General features: G+C 41.9%; 15 protein-coding genes. 6 read left to right on the forward strand and 9 right to left on the reverse strand.

The annotated features are described in order from the left end of the window. Window positions 1-297 precede the first annotated feature (297 nt). From WHS63_RS01105 to WHS63_RS01135, 7 genes are all read right to left on the reverse strand, one after another. Window positions 298-1,011 (reverse strand): DUF6994 family protein, encoded by a 714-nt coding sequence (locus WHS63_RS01105; protein WP_445203523.1) that lies wholly within the window; start codon window positions 1,009-1,011, stop codon window positions 298-300. Window positions 1,012-1,204: 193 nt separating this feature from the next. Then, window positions 1,205-2,074 (reverse strand): endonuclease NucS domain-containing protein, encoded by an 870-nt coding sequence (locus tag WHS63_RS01110; protein WP_445203524.1) that lies wholly within the window; start codon window positions 2,072-2,074, stop codon window positions 1,205-1,207. A 954-nt stretch (window positions 2,075-3,028) separates the two neighbouring features. Further along, on the reverse strand, window positions 3,029-5,311 hold the full coding sequence (locus WHS63_RS01115) for a hypothetical protein (protein ID WP_445203525.1): 2,283 nt from the start codon (window positions 5,309-5,311) through the stop codon (window positions 3,029-3,031). A gap of 207 nt (window positions 5,312-5,518) precedes the next feature. Next, on the reverse strand, window positions 5,519-5,671 hold the full coding sequence (locus WHS63_RS01120) for a hypothetical protein (RefSeq protein WP_445198236.1): 153 nt from the start codon (window positions 5,669-5,671) through the stop codon (window positions 5,519-5,521). A gap of 3 nt (window positions 5,672-5,674) precedes the next feature. Next, on the reverse strand, window positions 5,675-6,103 hold the full coding sequence (locus WHS63_RS01125; RefSeq protein WP_445198237.1) for a DUF1896 family protein: 429 nt from the start codon (window positions 6,101-6,103) through the stop codon (window positions 5,675-5,677). A gap of 67 nt (window positions 6,104-6,170) precedes the next feature. Further along, window positions 6,171-7,346: a hypothetical protein gene (locus WHS63_RS01130; protein ID WP_445198238.1), complete on the reverse strand. Its 1,176-nt coding sequence runs from the start codon at window positions 7,344-7,346 to the stop codon at window positions 6,171-6,173. Between the two features lie 5 nt (window positions 7,347-7,351). Then, window positions 7,352-8,035 carry a 2-C-methyl-D-erythritol 4-phosphate cytidylyltransferase gene (locus WHS63_RS01135; protein ID WP_445203526.1) on the reverse strand — a complete coding sequence of 228 codons (684 nt, stop codon included), beginning with the start codon at window positions 8,033-8,035 and terminating at the stop codon, window positions 7,352-7,354. 620 nt (window positions 8,036-8,655) lie between these two features. Here WHS63_RS01135 and WHS63_RS01140 point away from each other — a divergent pair. Then, window positions 8,656-10,314: an AMP-binding protein gene (locus tag WHS63_RS01140; RefSeq protein ID WP_445203527.1), complete on the forward strand. Its 1,659-nt coding sequence runs from the start codon at window positions 8,656-8,658 to the stop codon at window positions 10,312-10,314. Here the strand turns inward: WHS63_RS01140 and WHS63_RS01145 are convergent. Beyond that, on the reverse strand, window positions 10,311-10,730 hold the full coding sequence (locus WHS63_RS01145) for a hypothetical protein (RefSeq protein ID WP_445203528.1): 420 nt from the start codon (window positions 10,728-10,730) through the stop codon (window positions 10,311-10,313). The genes WHS63_RS01140 and WHS63_RS01145 overlap by 4 nt on opposite strands. 6 nt (window positions 10,731-10,736) lie before the next feature. Beyond that, the gene (locus WHS63_RS01150; protein ID WP_445203529.1) at window positions 10,737-11,690 is read right to left on the reverse strand and encodes a calcium/sodium antiporter; all 954 of its coding nucleotides are present in this window, start codon (window positions 11,688-11,690) and stop codon (window positions 10,737-10,739) included. Window positions 11,691-11,821: 131 nt separating this feature from the next. Here WHS63_RS01150 and WHS63_RS01155 point away from each other — a divergent pair, with 131 nt between their 5' ends. The 5 genes from WHS63_RS01155 to rlmN are packed head-to-tail and all read left to right on the forward strand — an operon-like array spanning window position 11,822 to window position 16,260. Further along, window positions 11,822-13,534 (forward strand): Ig-like domain-containing protein, encoded by a 1,713-nt coding sequence (locus WHS63_RS01155; protein WP_445203530.1) that lies wholly within the window; start codon window positions 11,822-11,824, stop codon window positions 13,532-13,534. A gap of 3 nt (window positions 13,535-13,537) precedes the next feature. Further along, entirely contained in the window at window positions 13,538-13,840 is a 303-nt protein-coding gene (locus WHS63_RS01160; protein ID WP_369490716.1) for a thiamine-binding protein, read from the forward strand. A gap of 13 nt (window positions 13,841-13,853) precedes the next feature. Then, the gene (locus tag WHS63_RS01165) at window positions 13,854-14,510 is read left to right on the forward strand and encodes a porin family protein (RefSeq protein WP_445203531.1); all 657 of its coding nucleotides are present in this window, start codon (window positions 13,854-13,856) and stop codon (window positions 14,508-14,510) included. Between the two features lie 58 nt (window positions 14,511-14,568). Next, window positions 14,569-15,234 carry a ferredoxin--NADP reductase gene (locus WHS63_RS01170; RefSeq protein WP_445203532.1) on the forward strand — a complete coding sequence of 222 codons (666 nt, stop codon included), beginning with the start codon at window positions 14,569-14,571 and terminating at the stop codon, window positions 15,232-15,234. Between the two features lie 3 nt (window positions 15,235-15,237). Next, on the forward strand, window positions 15,238-16,260 hold the full coding sequence (gene rlmN / locus WHS63_RS01175; protein WP_445203533.1) for a 23S rRNA (adenine(2503)-C(2))-methyltransferase RlmN: 1,023 nt from the start codon (window positions 15,238-15,240) through the stop codon (window positions 16,258-16,260). Window positions 16,261-16,671 lie beyond the last annotated feature (411 nt).

Raw genomic sequence — 16,671 nt, forward strand, 5'->3', positions numbered from 1 at the left:
TATGTCATTGGCGGGTGGGAAAAAATTACTCACTAAACGATTTGCAATCTCTAAGGTGTTCGTGAACCGCTTCGCTTATTTGAATTAAAATATGTGCGGGGAAAATAAGCGAAGGCAATGATTGTCAGCCAACTCGCTGTATGTTTTCAATATGCTCTGTATGAGGTTGTCCACCTTTCAAAATTTGTTTCGCTTTTTTCTGTTTCGTCCGATCAGCGGCTGCTGTGTCCCTTCATTTTTAAGCTTTCTGCGAACCTTTTGTTGATGACGAGGTGTCGTTTTGTTTTCATAAAGTTGTCAAGTATCATATTGACAGCTTGTCAAACTTTTTAATATTCGTTTGTTTCTGTTGTTCATTAATTCCAATGTGTGTTCCATATATTTTTTATACTCGTTAATTGTCTGTGGCAATGGTGGTCTGTTGAAATTGTCAAACGGTAAAGAAAATTCAATTTGTCCGTTTTGATCAACAAAGTCTTGCAAATGAAAAAAGTCAACATAGCCTTTAAAGTCAACAAACAAATCGAAAAAGTCTTTGTAATTAGTTATTGTCTTTGTTAGAGGGCTTTCTTCGTTATTGTAAAAACGTCTTATGCACTCCAAGGTCAAGTCAAATCTGTCACAAATTATTCTATTTACTCCTCTAGCTTGATTAATTGTAAAACCATTCTTTTTATGTGCAGGAAAAACAATGTGTCCGCCAATTGTCCGCACTTTATGTTTTAGTTCTTCTAGTTCATTGTCTGAAAGCGAACCGTAAAATTTGTTTCTATAATTTCCGTCAAAATGAGGACACATTCTGTCGCTTGACAAATTCATTGTAAAGTTGTTTTTCAAAAGAAATCTTCCAGAACTGCCTCTTTTAATTTCCAAGGTGAATTTTTTTCCGTTTGGCAAATCTTTACTCCATAACAACTTGTGAATTTCATATAATTTCGGACTGTCTACGTCAGGGTCGCCACATTTACTGTCTTTTCGAAAGTCAAAATCTATATCAATTGGTACAGTCATTTATTCAAATTTTATACGGTTTGCGGCTTAGCAAAGTGGCGGATTTAGGAGCACAAAACTGTCAACCAGCACTAAACATAGTAAAATGAAGCACAAAACTTCATTTAACCATGAAACCGCCAAATTCTTGTAGGCACAATTTTGCGGACGTTCTTCCTTCTGTCCCAAGCGATATAGTGTAGAGAAACTCTCATTATTTAATAAGGTCTTTAATTATGTTCCACTCCTCTGGTGTTACTAAAAAATTTGTACCGCGAGGATTACGTAATATACTCATCATTTGAAGTCCATTTGTTTGAATAATACTCTCTTTAAAAATTGGTCTGTTTAATAAATTCTTTACAATCTTCATTTTTACTCGTAGTTTTTTACCTTTCTTATCATCTTCGTCGGCCCAATATTTTTTTTCGGCTTCTGGCTCTTCCATTACTTGAGGGTCCGTTACAATTTCTGTTATTGCATAAATGCCAGCTTCTTTTCCCGAAAGCCAAATTATTCCAGCGTCGCCTTTAACAATTTCTTTTTTGTGCTGGTTGACTAACCAGTGCATATAAGGTCCAATTTCATCGTCAGCAAGAGCATTAATTATATCATAACGTTGTGGGTTAGCTTGAAAAATCCACGCCCGTTCAGATGCTGGTAAGCCACCATTTGAACTGATAATTTCCGTTTGTTTGGGAGCATTTATAAATTGGTAATTTACTTTTTGAGCAATTTGGTTTATTAAATTAATTCCAAGCTCCTTGCACTCAATTCCAATTCTTTCAAGAAATGTTTTCCGTTCAGGCGGAATAATATTTGCACATAAAACGAGCTCAATAATGTCGTCAGGTCTTTCCATTTTTAGTAAACCATAATACTCTATTACTTGTCCTGCAGCGTCACGAGAAAGAATGCCACGTTTTACTTCAACTATAATTTTTCGGTTGTGTTTGTCCTGAAAAAGTATGTCTGCGTAGCACTTTCCTAGCTTGACTTGCTGTCCAATTAGAGTAAAACCCGAGTTTGGAAAAAATTCGTCTGGATGACTTGCTATTAAATTCTCAATGTCTTTTTCAAGCATTTATATACTTTTTAAATTCTGTAATAACTAATGTTGGTTGGTCTTTCAAGGGCCTTTAGAATGCCACAAAACTAACTTAAAAGCGCTACTTTTTTGCGCCATATTTAAATTTTTAGATGTATGTGCGCTTTAAAGTAACACTCAAAACAAAATTAAAAAAAATTACAAATTCCTCAAAGGGTCTTTGGGCTTTTGCAAGTTTTACCTAACAGTTTAAGTTGTTTGTTGCTGGTAAAAGCGACCTCACCTCCGTCCCTCTCCTGAAAGGAGAGGGGGTAGCAATAAGAAGTCTTTTGTCAGATTATAAGTCTCCCCTTTCAGGGGAGATTTAGAGGGGTCATCTAGGTTAAATGTGAGAAATGGCCTCACCCCCAGTCCTTTCCCCCGGGAGGGAAAGGAGCGGAAGAAGCAAGCAGCGGTATAAAAGCCTGACCCGACAATGGGTGGGGCTTTTCAGCCTTGATTTTCTTTGGTTCTTTCTTGTATCAAGACAAGAAAGAACTTGTGAATAGCTCTTTGCAATATTTTATGTTGCGATGCAACATTTCAGTGTTGCTTTTTGGCTTATGCATTGCGTGCATCGCCATACTAGTGGGGGTAGGTTTGGTGTTACAAATGTTTCGCCCCTACGGGGCTGGGAATGGTGCTCGTTGTTCGTGAATCGTTGTTCGTGAATACTATTCTGTGTAACACCGTGTTAAACTATGAAACCCTGTGAGACTTATTTAGTTGATGGTTGACAGTTGATGGTTGTTAGTGAGGGTAATGTCATGTTGAGCGTAAGCGAAACATCTCATTTGGGCGGTCAGTGATCCTTCGCTGCGCTCAGGATGACAAGTGTAGTTGATGGTTGACAGTTGTTAGTTGATAGTGAAAACACTAAAAACCAAACACTAAGCCACTGCGCATTGTACTCGGGCACGTGGTTTTTCTGGCTGATTTATTGCGCCCAGGCTAGGGGTTACTGCTAAGGCTTACCTTCTCGTTAAGAGCTACGAGCTTGTCGCTAATATCCTTAACCTGTTGGTTTACCTGCTTTACAAGCTTGGAGTAGGTTTCCTGGGTTATGTTTTTGCCATCGAGCAGGCTGATGGCTACCTTAAGCTCATCGAGCTGGTTGGCCAGCCTTTCGGTTTCAATCCGGAGCTCGTCGTTTTTGGATGTTTCAGGTACCCGCGCTAACCTATTGAGCTGGAACTGGAATATTGAGTAAAAAACCTCGGTTTGGCGCGCCACGGAATCGGAGCGGGTAAAAAGATTCGACAGCTCAGTGTTTTTCATGCTTTGAGCGGCTGCTTGCTGCCTGGAGCAGAGCTCCGGACGCAACTTGCAAATCAAATCGATGTTTGCATCGGCCTGGCGCTGAATGGCAAGCAGCTTCTCGTTGAAGTTCTTCACCATGGACAGGTCTTTACCGCTTAAATCGATTTTTAGAAAATCGCGTATGTTGAACACATCGCGCTCAATCTCAGTAATTTTCCCGTTCAGGAAACGTGCGCTTTCAAGGTTTGCATTATCGGGGTACAAATGCTTAAAGTTTTGCTGCATGAGCTGAATGAGCTCAATGCGATTAAAAACCCATGGTTGAAGAGCCGTAGCAATGCTGTCGTAGCGTTGGAGTTCTACTTTAAGGTAGTATGCATCGAGCCTTTGGGTGAACTCCGTTACTGCGCCAAGGGAACGCTCGCGACAAAGCGAGCAAGAGGTTGACTTGGCAAGCCAGAGAAGGTTATCGGTAATGGTTTTGTTTTTGGGATTTGCCTCGGCTTTCCGAACCCTTTCAATTTCGGCCTCAAAGGTTCCCTTGAAAAGTTGCTCCTCCAGCCTTGAGAGGTGGTTCGCGATGATTTGACCCTCGAGGTTTTGGCTCATCAGCTCCGGCTTAAAGATATCGGAGAACCTTAGGTCGGCAATGTATTTTTCCAGGTCGGCATTGAGTACTTTGGGATCGGCCTCGAGGCGAACAAGGGTGTTAACAAGGTTCTTGGTCGATTTTAGGTTGTGGTCGTTATCCATGTAAAGCGAGGCAAAGCCCAGGATTGATTCATACTCCCGGTTGAAGACGGTTGAAAAAGTATTGTTGCCCCGATACTTATACTTCATCTCCTCGTAGGCTTTTTGTAGCTGACGGTAGTACTGCATAACCCGGAAAAGACTGACCGAAATGGCATCGTTATTCCCGGTTCGGTAGTTTAGGCTGTAAATGTCGAGGTGATTTTTTAGCTGGGCAAAAATGTTGAGGAAATTGAGTAAATCCTTTTCCTGGCGGTAAGTTTCGGCATTGATAAGTCCCTGGCGGAAGTCGTTTTCAACCTTAAGCTTACGCTTTTCGATATTGGCAAAGGTTACCTCGTCGCCCGAAATTTGTTCGGTGCGGTATAACGATTTGTAGTTTGCCACTACAATTACAGGGTAGCTCCGGATGCCAATAAGCTCCCGCAGCTGGTTACGGTTAACCCGCCCATTTGTAACGGTATCGAGGAATTGACGAAGAGGTACACCAGAAAACTCAACTGCAGGCGTGTTTGCAGTAGAAAGCAAGTAAAGCCTTATGGAGTGTAGGCGGGTATCGAAATTCTTCTGCTCAAACAACCTGATGGTAGAGCTAAACCGGTACTCCTTTTTCTTGGTGTTAGCCTCAATAAAATTGCCAAACTCGCCTATAATGCTCATAACGGCATCGGTTGGAGTGGTAATCTTTGAAAGGTTTTTCAGCTGCGAGGCAACAAGCGCAAGCATTTGGTCGCGGTCGTTATTGGTGATGGCACGAACACGTATTTCCGCATCGATGTAATCGCGGGCCGAGTATAAGGGCAGGTTATCGATAATGCGGACATAATCAATATTATCGCTTACAAAGGTTTGGTACTTGCTATCCTTGTCGCGTGAAATCTGGAAGTTATAGAGGGGGTAGGTTATATCGTTATCGCCAAAAAACTTTACGTTCTTAAGGCTAGCGGTAATAAAGAGGTACTCAAGTTGCTCCTCCTCCACACCCAGCTTTTTGCGCCTTTTTTTCTTGGGTTCAACCCTTGCAAAATCGAGCTCATTGATGAGCGTACTGAACTTATCGCCATTTAGCAGAAAGATGTCGGTTGTGAGGTACTGCCACTCGCCTGTGAAGTTGAAGCTTGCCGTATCGGAGAAAAGCAGCCTTGGTTCAATATCGCGCTGGCCAAAGGCAAGTAATGCCGATAGCCAAAGCAAACCGATAAAAGCGATAGATTTGGTGTTCATACTTAAGATTTCAAATTGAAAAGGATAAAGGTTATAAGGATAAAGGTTATAAGGATAAAGGATAAAGGTTAAAGGATAAAGGGTTAAAAGATATATTTAAAAAATCAATTCTTTCTCTCTATATTTTTTTTACTAACTCATTTAGTTCTTCCACTTTTGGTTTTAGTTGAAGATACTCAATGTACCAACATGTAATTTCATTTGGATTCATAGCACAACCTTTAAACCTCCAAATCCTTTGTATTTACTAATTTTTTCAATATCTTCTTTCGTTTTTTCTCTTTCATTACCTGTAATATCATAGTAAGTTCTTATTGCTTCAAGGTTGTCCTCAAACACTTGTCTTTTATTGTAACTCATACACTATAATTTTAATTTAATTACTTCCATCATTTCATCTTCAAACTCATCGGTATATGCAAAATCAATCTTTTCAAACCCGTACTTCTCAAATATTCCCTCTCCTGCTTTCACTATTTCAATTATCTTTTTCTTTAACGTTCCTTCACTTTCCAATCTTTCATAATAATCTTCATCCATTTCTCTTATCCTTTCCTCAATGTATGAGTATTTTGAATTAGTATATCCCTCTTTTAAAACTTCTATTGCTCCGAGTTCTGCCATTAATGGCATTTCTCCCCTTTCAATCATATCATTATATAATCTAAATGCCATTTCCGTTTTTGCCCTCAAAAAGTCTTCGTACTCTATTCCCATATTTTCCTTTATTTCTGGGAAAAAATCAACCATGTACTCATCAAGGTATTTCCTAAAATTTTCTTTAGTTTCCATTTTTTCTACTTTCTTGTTGAACAAATTTAAACTTTTACTATCTACTAACAACCATCACCAAACCTACCTAGCTGACCCTACGGGGAGGGACAACCTCCTTGGTGGGGTCGAACATGTAGCGGTAGGTTATGTGTGTTTTACGCACCCGAGCACCAATTTGTTCGGCCACGCGTCGCATGGTGGGGTTAAAATCGCCAATCCAGTTCAGCTCCAGCTCGGTGTAACGGAATCCAGGGGCTAAAGCCCGCTTAGCGAATTCATTTACCAGCGCACCCTCAACTCCCTTTCCCTGGTGCTTTGGAACAATACCAAAAATCAGGCCAATGGCCTTGGTGCAAACCTTTTTAACTTTAAGTAAGTACAAAAAGTACAACTTGGAAAGGATATCGAACTTACCGTTCAGGTGCCTTACAACCTGATTAAGGTCGGGTACCATGATAAAAAATCCAATGGGTTCGCCCTCGTAGTAAGCAAAGTACATGAGCTCGGGGTCAATAATAGGCTTCATGGTTTTCATTAGAGCCATGGCGTGAGCCTCAGTAATTTTTTTAACACCGGTGTATCGGCCCCAAGCGTTGTTATAAATGGTGCGGAAATCCTCGGCAAACTTCTTCAAATTCTTTTTCGATATTGTTGTAATGGTGTACGAAGGGTTACGAGCAATACGCTCGGCCTTTTCCCAAACAACCGGGTCAACATTTTCAGAGTTAACTAACCGGTGGTAGGTGTACTGGTGGAAGTAAACCTTAAATCCATAGTTTTCGAAGAGGTTGCGGTAGTATGGCAAGTGGTAATCCATGCAGTAGTTGGGCGGGAAATCGCCATCAACCAGCAGGCCCCACCAGCGATCGCGGTCGCCAAAGTTAATGGGGCCATCCATGGCCTCCATGCCTTTTGATTTGAGCCACTCCCGGGCAGTATCGAACATCAGGTTAGCCGCCTCCTGGCTATTGATGCACTCAAAAAATCCTATGCCACCCGTAGGCTGCTCAGAGTTTTTGGCAATCTCTTTATCGTAGAAAGCAGCAATTCGGCCAACCGGTTTACCGTTATCGTATAAAACCCAGCGGATAGCCTCGCCATGGCGGAAATGCTTGTTAACCTCGGGGTTGAAAACATTCTCAATATCCATGTCAAGCGGGCGTATCCAGTTTGGATAATCGCTGTAAAGCGAAAGCGGTAGTTCAAGAAAATCGTTACGGGTGTGTTTACTGTTTACCTCTACAAGTTTGAAATTAGCCATGACAGTTAAATTGGTTTACTACGTATCAGCATTTCAGCAATCTGTAAATCGAAAGGAGTTGTAATTTTAATGTTTTCCCGGTTACCCTCAACGGTATGTATGGTGTATCCCTGCGATTCTACTACTGAGGCATCGTCGGTAAAGTAGGGTTGCTCAGGAACGTTATAGCATTCCTTAATCAGCTCCGATTTAAAAACCTGAGGGGTTTGCACAAGCAAAACGCTGTTGCGGTCAAATGCTTTAGAGGTACTGCCCTCAACCAGGCGTACCGATTCAACGGGTTTGATTACGGGAATTGCGATACCTTTTTGAGCTGCAGTTGCATAGCATTCCTCAATAACCTGTTTGGAAACAAGTGGCCGAACGCCATCGTGAATGGCGACAAGGGAGTTGTTTAAAGGGATTAGGGAAAGACCATTTTTAACCGACTGAAAGCGAGTTTCACCCCCGGCAGTAAGGGTTAAATTTGCGGTAAAATTATACTCAACGCAAAGGTTTTTCCATCGCTCCATCTGGTTTTTGGGGAGAACAAGCACAATACCGGGTTTTTGGGGAAGGGACAAAAAAAGCTCAATGGTATGCATTAGAATGGGCTTGCCGTTCAGGATCAGGAACTGCTTGGGGGTTTCGGAACCCATTCGTTGACCCGAGCCACCGGCAACAATAACCGCAAAACGATTAGTGCTCATAAAGTAAGATTATCGGCTCCGAAAGTTATCAAAAATTATCCCAAGTGCAATGACTTAAGGGGTTAATTCGGGATGAGTCGGAGTGGAAGGAATATGAGGGAGTTATAGTCCGTTAAACGTTAAACGTGAGCCGTTAAGCGCGTGAATAAAGTTAGAATGAGTAGTAATATGAAGAAGTTAGAGGAAGTTAGAGGAAGACGAATCATGAATCGTTAAACGTAACCGTTAAAAGTTAACCGTTAAAAGTAAAAGCGTGAATAAAAGTCGGAATGAGTAGTAATATAAAGAAGTTAGAAGAAGTTAGAGGAATATGAATCGTGAACCGTTAATCGTTAAAAGTTAAACATGTGAATATGATGGAGTTAGAAGAAGTTAGAGGAAGACGAATCAAGAATATTTAAACGTAACCGTTAAATGTGAACCGTTAAATGTAAAAGCGTGAATAAAAGTCGGAATGAGCTGGAATGGTAGAATGTGAGGGAAGTAAATGTAGAGAAAATAAAAAAAACATCTTTCCGAAAACGTTTGCGGGTTTATTAAACCATAAAACAATGGCAAAATGTTGATTTTCAACAATTGAATGCTGATATTTGCGGGGATGCATGGTAAAAACAACATATATGGTTAAGTACAACTATGTAAAGGAGTTTGTTGAGAAACCCATTAGGAAACACTGGGAACTCAACTCGCTATCGGATTTTAAAGGGGAAACCTTTACCTATGCCGATGTAGCCCGAAAAATACACTATCTCCATAAACTATATCAAATATGGGGTGTAAAAACTGGCGATAAGGTTGCCCTTGTGGGAAGGAATAATGCTGAGTGGGGCATAGTGTATCTTTCCGTAATATCATATGGGGCTGTTATTGTGCCAATACTACCGGATTTTTCGCCAACCGAGATACACAACATTGTAAACCATTCCGATTCTGTGCTTCTTTTTGCAGGCGATATGGTTTGGGGCGGCCTGAACCAAGCCGAAATGCCCAACCTAAAAGCAATATTCAGCATTTCAGGGTTTAACCTCCTTGTTTCAAATGATGAGGAAAGCCGAAGGCTATTTGAGGCTGCAAAATCCTCAATTACCGATGAGATGAAAAGTCTCACCCCCGACAAGGTTAACTATCCCGAAGTACCAAACAGTGAGCTTGGGGTTATCAGCTACACATCGGGGACAACTGGATTCTCAAAGGGAGTAATGCTGCCACTTAACAGTCTGGCAGCCAATACCGATTATGCCCGAAATAACATGCACCTGGTAAAGGGCGATCAAATTGTATCGTTTTTACCGCTGGCACACGCATTTGGATGTGCTTTTGAATTTCTATTCCCATTTGCCATGGGGTGCCATATTACGTTTTTAACCAAAATCCCGTCGCCCCCTATAATTCTTGAGGCATTTGCCAAGGTTCGCCCACGCTTAGTGCTGACTGTGCCCCTGGTAATAGAAAAGATTTTCAAGAAACAAGTACAGCCTAAGATTGAAACGCCCGCCATGAAGGTTTTACTCAACATTCCATTGCTAAATAAGGTAATATTTAAGAAGATTAACGAGAAACTATCAAATGCATTTGGTGGCAATTTTCATGAGATAGTAATAGGTGGTGCAGCGCTAAACCCCGATGTAGAACGCTTCCTACGTCGTATTAAATTCAAGTATACAGTTGGGTATGGGATGACAGAATGCGGCCCGCTTATTTCGTATTCGGGGTGGCGTACCAATCCCATGGGCTCGTGCGGCAAGGTGATAAACTACCTTGAGATGAAAATAGATTCATCGGACCCATACAGCGAGGTTGGCGAAATACTGGTAAGGGGTGAGAACGTAATGATGGGCTACTACAAAAACCCCGAAGCCACCCAAAAGGCATTGGACAATGGCTGGTTACACACTGGCGATTTGGGGGTATACGACAGTAAAGGTTTTATATACATAAAAGGCCGAAGTAAAAGCATGATACTTGGCCCAAGTGGTCAAAATATTTACCCCGAGGAGATTGAGGCACGGCTTAATAATATTCCTTTTGTTCAGGAATCGCTTGTGATAGAGCAAAAGGGTAAACTTATTGGGTTGATTTACCCCGATTACGAGTCGGTTCAGCAGCAAGGTATTGACCCCGAAATGCTGGAACCAGTTCTTGAACACCATCGCCTTGAGGTAAACAAGCATCTACCCCAGTATAGCCAAATAGCCAAGCTTGTGGTTCACAACCAGGAGTTTGAGAAAACTCCCAAAAAGAGCATTAAACGGTTCAAATACCAGTACTCCGATAACTAGTTGTGTTCCGATAATAGTAAAACCCGGAGCATTATTAGGTAAAGTATTGGAAGCATAACGGTTTGTAAAAACCTAAAGAAAAAAAAGTTGAGTATACCTCGGTAAATGAGAATACCTAGAAGGGTAATAATAGAACAATCGAGCAGGGCCAGGAAAACCCTGCTTGTTTTTTTATGAAAAACTTTTGGCAGCAAGTGCTGTAGGCTAACCCCGGACATGTGGTAAAGGCAAATGGTAAGAATAACAGGGGTAATAATTCCGAAAACCAAAAGAATAAAAGGCGATCGTAAAACCCGGAATGAGTATAGAATACCAAAAGATAAAAAGAGAAAAAGATTGAACGAAAACGCACCAGGCTTTTCCACAAGGTTGCGGGTCCAGAAATGCAGTATATGCTCTTTGGCTTGCTGATTCATAATGAGTTAGGCATTGAAAATTTGATAAGCAAGATATGCCAAGTAAACCATCACAAGAATCACCCCTTCGCGTCGGTCGAACTTACGACCTGGGCCACTAACTGCAAAGACTAACATTAGAATTCCAGCAGCAATGTTTAGGGCTAAATCGAGGTTTGCACCACTGTATAACTTAATGGGGTTTATTCCGGCAGTAAGGCCCAATATTAGCAATATATTGAAAATGTTTGAACCTACCACATTGCCAATGGCAATATCGGGTTTGTTGCGGTATGCAGCCACAACCGAGGTGGCCAGCTCAGGTAGCGATGTTCCCGCAGCTACAATGGTTAAACCTATAATTGACTGGCTTACCCCAAGTTTTGTGGCCATATTAACAGCCCCAAGCACAATAAGTTTACCGCCTCCTACCAGAAATGCTAACCCCCAAATAACCATCAGCACCGACATCCAAAGTTTTCGGGTTTCAATTTCGGGCGAGGCTGAGGCTGGATCCTCCTTTCCAACCAGGAAATTGTAGTACATGAAAACACAAAAAAGTAAAAGTAAAACCAAGCCTGCCGACCGCGATATTACATTTAGCTCTGCTGAATCGAGGAAAACCTCGTTTGAGAGCACCCATAGCACTAAAGCCGAGAGTAAAAAGAAAGGAATTTCAACCTTTACGGTGCTATGCTGTACACCAATCGGTTTAACCAGGGCAGCTAAACCCAGAATCATAAAAGTATTGAAAATGTTACTTCCCAAAATATTGCCAAGGGCAATATCGGAATTACCCTCTATAGCCGAAATAAGGTTAACTGATAATTCCGGAGCCGAGGTACCAAAAGCAACCACTGTTAGGCCAATGGTTAATGCTGATATACCCAAACGCTTTGCTATACTCGATGCGCCCTCAACAAGCCATGTAGCACCTAATACAAGGATTACTACCCCAAGAATAATAAATAAAAGATTCATCAGTTTTAAGTTTGAAGTAAACAGACAGGTTGATTTAAACCCAATAACAATATAAAAATAAGGTTAATCAGCGCAAAGATACAATAGATTAGGTTAACTTTGCTCGAAGTTTAACCTATAATAGTATAGCCTTGAAAAGGATTTTAATTACAGTTGGCGCTTCGGTTTTGGTTTTACTTATGTTTCCTCGGTGTGCCAAGGTGGTTTCGCCAACCGGTGGGCCAAAGGATACTATTCCCCCGGTTTTAGTCAATAGTAATCCAAAACTAAACGCAACCGGGTTTAGCGGACAAAAAATTGTTCTGGAATTTGATGAGTTTATTCAGCTCAAGGAGTTACAGCAAAAACTGTTGGTATCGCCACCTCTAAAAAGTAAACCCCAACCCAAGCAGAAAGGCAAGAAACTAGAGCTTGAGCTTACCGACACCCTAAAACCCAATACCACATATACCTTTTACTTTTCCGATGCAGTAAGGGACAACAATGAAGGCAACCCGATTAAAAATTTCATATTCTCATTCTCAACCGGGCAAACAATCGATACCCTTACCCTTTCAGGACGTGTATTGAACGCAATTTCTAACGAGCCCGTTGAAAACGCCCTTGTAATGCTTTACGATTCATTTACCGATACCCTACCCTACACTACTCTGCCCAATCATATTGCAAAAACCGATAAGGACGGAAAATTCACACTGGTAAACCTAAAGCCCATAAAGTATAAACTTGTAGTTATTGACGATAAAAATGGTAATTACCTCTATAACCAGGGCACCGAAAGTATTGGTTTTATTTCTAATGAGGTAAACCCATCCGATAAAACCCCAAAAAGTTTCAGTATAAGACTGTTCAGGGAGGAGCTCCCCAACCAAATAGTTACAGGGTACGATCGTCCGGAACGCAACATACTCTCCTTAGGCTTTTCTCGAAAACCTGTTGGTGGGTTTAGCCTGAAACCTGTTGATAGGCTTAAATTAATGAACTGGTACATAGTTGAACCCGATAACAATGGCGATACGCTTAAACTTTGGATAGTAAATGATGAGATAGCCAATCGTGATACCCTTATGGCCATACTTGAATACCAAAAAACTGACTTGTTATACAGGCTTAAACCACAAACCGATACATTACGATTCCTTTACTACAAGGAAGAGGTTCAACAGTCCAAGCGTAAGGGTAAGAAAGATGAAGCCGTCCAGGTAAAGAAAGGTTTTACGGTTAGTACCTCTTTGCCCTCTGACAGAATGGTGATACCGAATGTGCCATTTGAACTCACGCTTCCTATACCCATTCGGAAGGCAGACAACACCAAAATATCGATTTTCAATACCACCGACAGCATAGCTGATGAGCAGATTAAATTGAAGGTAGATAGCCTGAACCCAAGGATTTTCAGATTTGAAAAGGACTGGAAACCCAATACTTCGTACAAACTTACCATTTTACCTGGTGCTTTTGAAGACTATACAGGTCAAACCAACGATACCCTAATGCTGGAAATGATTGGTGCCGACCCTGAAAAGTATGGTACCCTAAGAATCAACCTAACTGGCGTTAGTAAGTCAGCTGTGGTTGAATTGCTTAGCGAAAAGGGCATACCTGTTGATACAAGAACCATTCAGGGGAATGGAATAGTAGAATTCAGCTTTGTTAAGCCGGGAAAATATAGATTACGGTTTATTGATGACTCTAACAGTAACGGGAAATGGGATTCGGGTAGCTACATGAAGCGAATTCAGCCCGAAAGGGTTATTTACTTTACCGATGAAAAAACAAAGGGAGTTATAAATATCAGGGCAAACTGGGATAGCGAGTTACAATTCTCATTAAAACAGGAATAAGCAATGTCAGTACTAATGAATTTTGCCATGTTTCCAACCGATAAAGGGGCAAGTGTTAGCCCCTACGTGGCTAAAATTATTGAGTTGATAGGCGGGTTGGGTTATGAATTCAGGCTAACGGCCATGGGAACCATTGTTGAAACCCCTACCCTTCAGCAGGCCCTCGATGTGGTTGATAAAGCCTATAAGCTACTTGAGCCCGATTGTGAAAGGGTTTACGTGAGCATCAACCTCGATATCAGGAAAAGTGATTTAGGCCGGATTGATGGGAAAGTTAAATCGGTAACGGAAAAGTTAAAAAAGTAACCAGTAGCATAGCATGATAAAAAAAAGTCTGACAGTATTACTTACCATTTTTGCCCTATCGGCATATAGTCAAACCTATGTTGGGGTAAAGGGGGGATACACCATGAGCGATATTGCTTTCTCGCCCGTTCAGAATACCCGTATGCTTTTTGCCGATGGATTCGATTACGGACTGGTTTTTAAGTACTTTAACCTGAAATACTTTGGTTTCCAGGCTGAGCTTTACATGGTAAACAGGGGTTACCGTAAGCCTATTGATTTGGCAGAGCTGGGCGATACGCTTTACAAACGCGTAAACACATACATTGAACTCCCCATTTTCATGCAGGTTAGGTTTAACCTTAAGCTTTTCATGATTCATTTCAATGCCGGACCCTATATTGCATACCTGGTTCAGGCGCGCGAGGGCGATAACTCATCGGGTGAATACCAGATGAGCAACATAACCATTAATCCGTTACGCGATAACCGAATCGATTATGGATTGATTGGTGGTATTGGCCTAAGCCGCGATTTTAAGTGGGGAACTTTTTTTGCAGAGGGGCGAGTTGGATATGGTTATGGCGATATGCAAAAGCATACCTACACAGGAATGCCAAAGCAGTCAAAAGCAGTATTTCAAGGCGTAAACGTAGGCTACCTGTATCATTTTGGAAATAATGTAAAATAAGGATAATACAGGCGAACCTTTTTAGCCCTCAGCATGTTTAGGTTCAAAAGTTATTTTGATGAAAAGCTGGAACGAAATACCTTACGATATACAGCGTGTAATTTCGAATACCGCAGTAGCCCCCGGCGCATATATTCTGAAGTTTAATAAAAACTACCCCTTTATTGCCGGTCAAGTGCTTGCCTTGGGTGTTTCCAAGGAAATTGAACCACGGTATTATAGCATTGCCTCGGCTGAAAACGACGAGCTGATATCGATACTTTATACTGAAAGGGTTGAAGGGAAACTAACACCCATGCTGTCGCTCTTAAAACCAGGCGAAAACATAATGGTTTCCAAACCATTTGGAACCTTTACTCATGTCAAGCCTTTGCCCGTATTCATTGCAGCAGGAACAGGAATTGCCCCATTCATGTCGATGTTGCTTACGGGTAAGGCAAGCGGAGTTACTCTCATACATGGTGCGCCCTACCCTGAATACTTTTACTACTCCGATACTCTAATAAGTAGGCTTGGCGAAAACTACATCCGATGCTGCTCGCGTTGCCAGCCCGGATGCCTGTTTGTGGGGCGCGTAACTGACTTTGTGAAACAGTGGAACGACCTGGATGTCAATAGGCCCTACTACCTTTGCGGTAGTGCCGAGATGGTTGTGGAAACCCGCGATATACTGATATCGAGAGGCGTTCCTGTGAGCAATATAAATTCGGAGATATACTTTTAGCTGATGGTTCCACTTTACGGAAAAACGCTCGATGAGCTTAAATCGATAGTAACAGCCGAAGGGCTTCAGTCGTTTACGGCATCCCAAATAGCCGATTGGCTTTACCATCACCATGCCGAAAGTATCGATGAGATGACCAATCTATCGAAAAAGGCCAGGGAGATGCTTTCAGCAAAGTATACCGTAGGGTTATCCAAACCCGAAAGGGTTTCGGAATCGGCCGATGGTACCAAAAAGTATCTGTTTCCGGTAGCCAATAACCGCTTCGTTGAGGCTGCCTATATTCCTGATGATGACCGCGCAACCCTTTGCGTTTCTTCGCAATCGGGCTGTAAGATGGGTTGCCTGTTTTGCATGACTGCAAAGCAGGGATTTCAGGGAAATCTTTCGGCTGGTGAAATACTAAACCAGCTGCGCAGCATCCCTGAGTTTAAAAATGTGACAAACATTGTCTACATGGGGATGGGCGAACCGCTCGATAACCTTGAGAATGTTCTTAAAAGCCTTGAAATTCTTACCTCAAAGTGGGGAATGGGCTGGAGCACTAAACGCATTACGGTTTCAACCATTGGTCTTATCCCTGCCATGAAGCAGTTCCTTGAAAAGTCAAACTGCCACTTAGCCATTAGCCTTCATACTCCGTTCGATGGTGAGCGCCGGATGCTTATGCCTATCCAGAATGTTTACCCAATAGCCGATGTGGTTGATGAGCTCAAAAAGTACCGATTTAGCGACCACCACAGGGTGTCGTTTGAGTATATAATGTTTGATGGGCTAAACGATACCCCGCGCCACGTAAAGGAACTGGTGAAACTGCTTAATGGGATAAACTGCCGGATAAATCTAATCCGATTCCATCCCATACCCGATTCACCGCTCCGCACCTCACCCGACGAGCGCATTATACAGTTTCGCGATTCGCTAACCGCCAAGGGCATATTTACCACAATCCGTGCCTCGCGGGGGCAGGACATTCAGGCTGCTTGTGGATTGTTATCAACCAAGGCGCTACAGGAAAAACGTTAACCGTTAACCGTGAGCCGTTAACCGAAATCTAATTATTACCTATTGTCATTCCGAGCTCGTCGAGGAATCTCAATTACAAGTTAAATCGGGAAACGTGTGCCGTGAGCCGTTAAGCGAAGTAGAACAGCAACTACAACGCTTGTCATCCTGAGCCTGTCGAAGGATCCCCCCTTTATGGAAGGGAGATGTTTCGCTAACGCTCAACATGACAATACCCTCACGAACAACTTTCAACTGTCAACCAACAACTTAATTGATGTAATGTGTTACACGGATTTGCACAGCGTGAATTAGCATAATCAGTGTCATCTGTGTTCTATTCCTAAATCCCCAAAACGAAACATCCTATACTATCAGTAATACAACTATCAACTCAAAAAAAAGGGCACCGTAAGGTGCCCTTTCTATCTT

The sequence above is a fragment of the Tenuifilum sp. genome (genome assembly GCF_037481895.1).
Taxonomy (GTDB): domain Bacteria; phylum Bacteroidota; class Bacteroidia; order Bacteroidales; family Tenuifilaceae; genus Tenuifilum; species Tenuifilum osseticum.

What these genes read in the sequence shown, in the direction of transcription:
- rlmN (WP_445203533.1), top strand. Translation starts at nt 15,238, where the DNA reads ATGGTTCCACTTTACGGAAAAACGCTCGATGAGCTTAAATCGATAGTA.
- WHS63_RS01110 (WP_445203524.1), bottom strand. Translation starts at nt 2,074, where the DNA reads ATGCTTGAAAAAGACATTGAGAATTTAATAGCAAGTCATCCAGACGAA.
- WHS63_RS01105 (WP_445203523.1), bottom strand. Translation starts at nt 1,011, where the DNA reads ATGACTGTACCAATTGATATAGATTTTGACTTTCGAAAAGACAGTAAA.
- WHS63_RS01135 (WP_445203526.1), bottom strand. Translation starts at nt 8,035, where the DNA reads ATGAGCACTAATCGTTTTGCGGTTATTGTTGCCGGTGGCTCGGGTCAA.
- WHS63_RS01115 (WP_445203525.1), bottom strand. Translation starts at nt 5,311, where the DNA reads ATGAACACCAAATCTATCGCTTTTATCGGTTTGCTTTGGCTATCGGCA.
- WHS63_RS01120 (WP_445198236.1), bottom strand. Translation starts at nt 5,671, where the DNA reads ATGAGTTACAATAAAAGACAAGTGTTTGAGGACAACCTTGAAGCAATA.
- WHS63_RS01150 (WP_445203529.1), bottom strand. Translation starts at nt 11,690, where the DNA reads ATGAATCTTTTATTTATTATTCTTGGGGTAGTAATCCTTGTATTAGGT.
- WHS63_RS01165 (WP_445203531.1), top strand. Translation starts at nt 13,854, where the DNA reads ATGATAAAAAAAAGTCTGACAGTATTACTTACCATTTTTGCCCTATCG.
- WHS63_RS01125 (WP_445198237.1), bottom strand. Translation starts at nt 6,103, where the DNA reads ATGGAAACTAAAGAAAATTTTAGGAAATACCTTGATGAGTACATGGTT.
- WHS63_RS01170 (WP_445203532.1), top strand. Translation starts at nt 14,569, where the DNA reads ATGAAAAGCTGGAACGAAATACCTTACGATATACAGCGTGTAATTTCG.
- WHS63_RS01145 (WP_445203528.1), bottom strand. Translation starts at nt 10,730, where the DNA reads ATGAATCAGCAAGCCAAAGAGCATATACTGCATTTCTGGACCCGCAAC.
- WHS63_RS01130 (WP_445198238.1), bottom strand. Translation starts at nt 7,346, where the DNA reads ATGGCTAATTTCAAACTTGTAGAGGTAAACAGTAAACACACCCGTAAC.
- WHS63_RS01140 (WP_445203527.1), top strand. Translation starts at nt 8,656, where the DNA reads ATGGTTAAGTACAACTATGTAAAGGAGTTTGTTGAGAAACCCATTAGG.
- WHS63_RS01160 (WP_369490716.1), top strand. Translation starts at nt 13,538, where the DNA reads ATGTCAGTACTAATGAATTTTGCCATGTTTCCAACCGATAAAGGGGCA.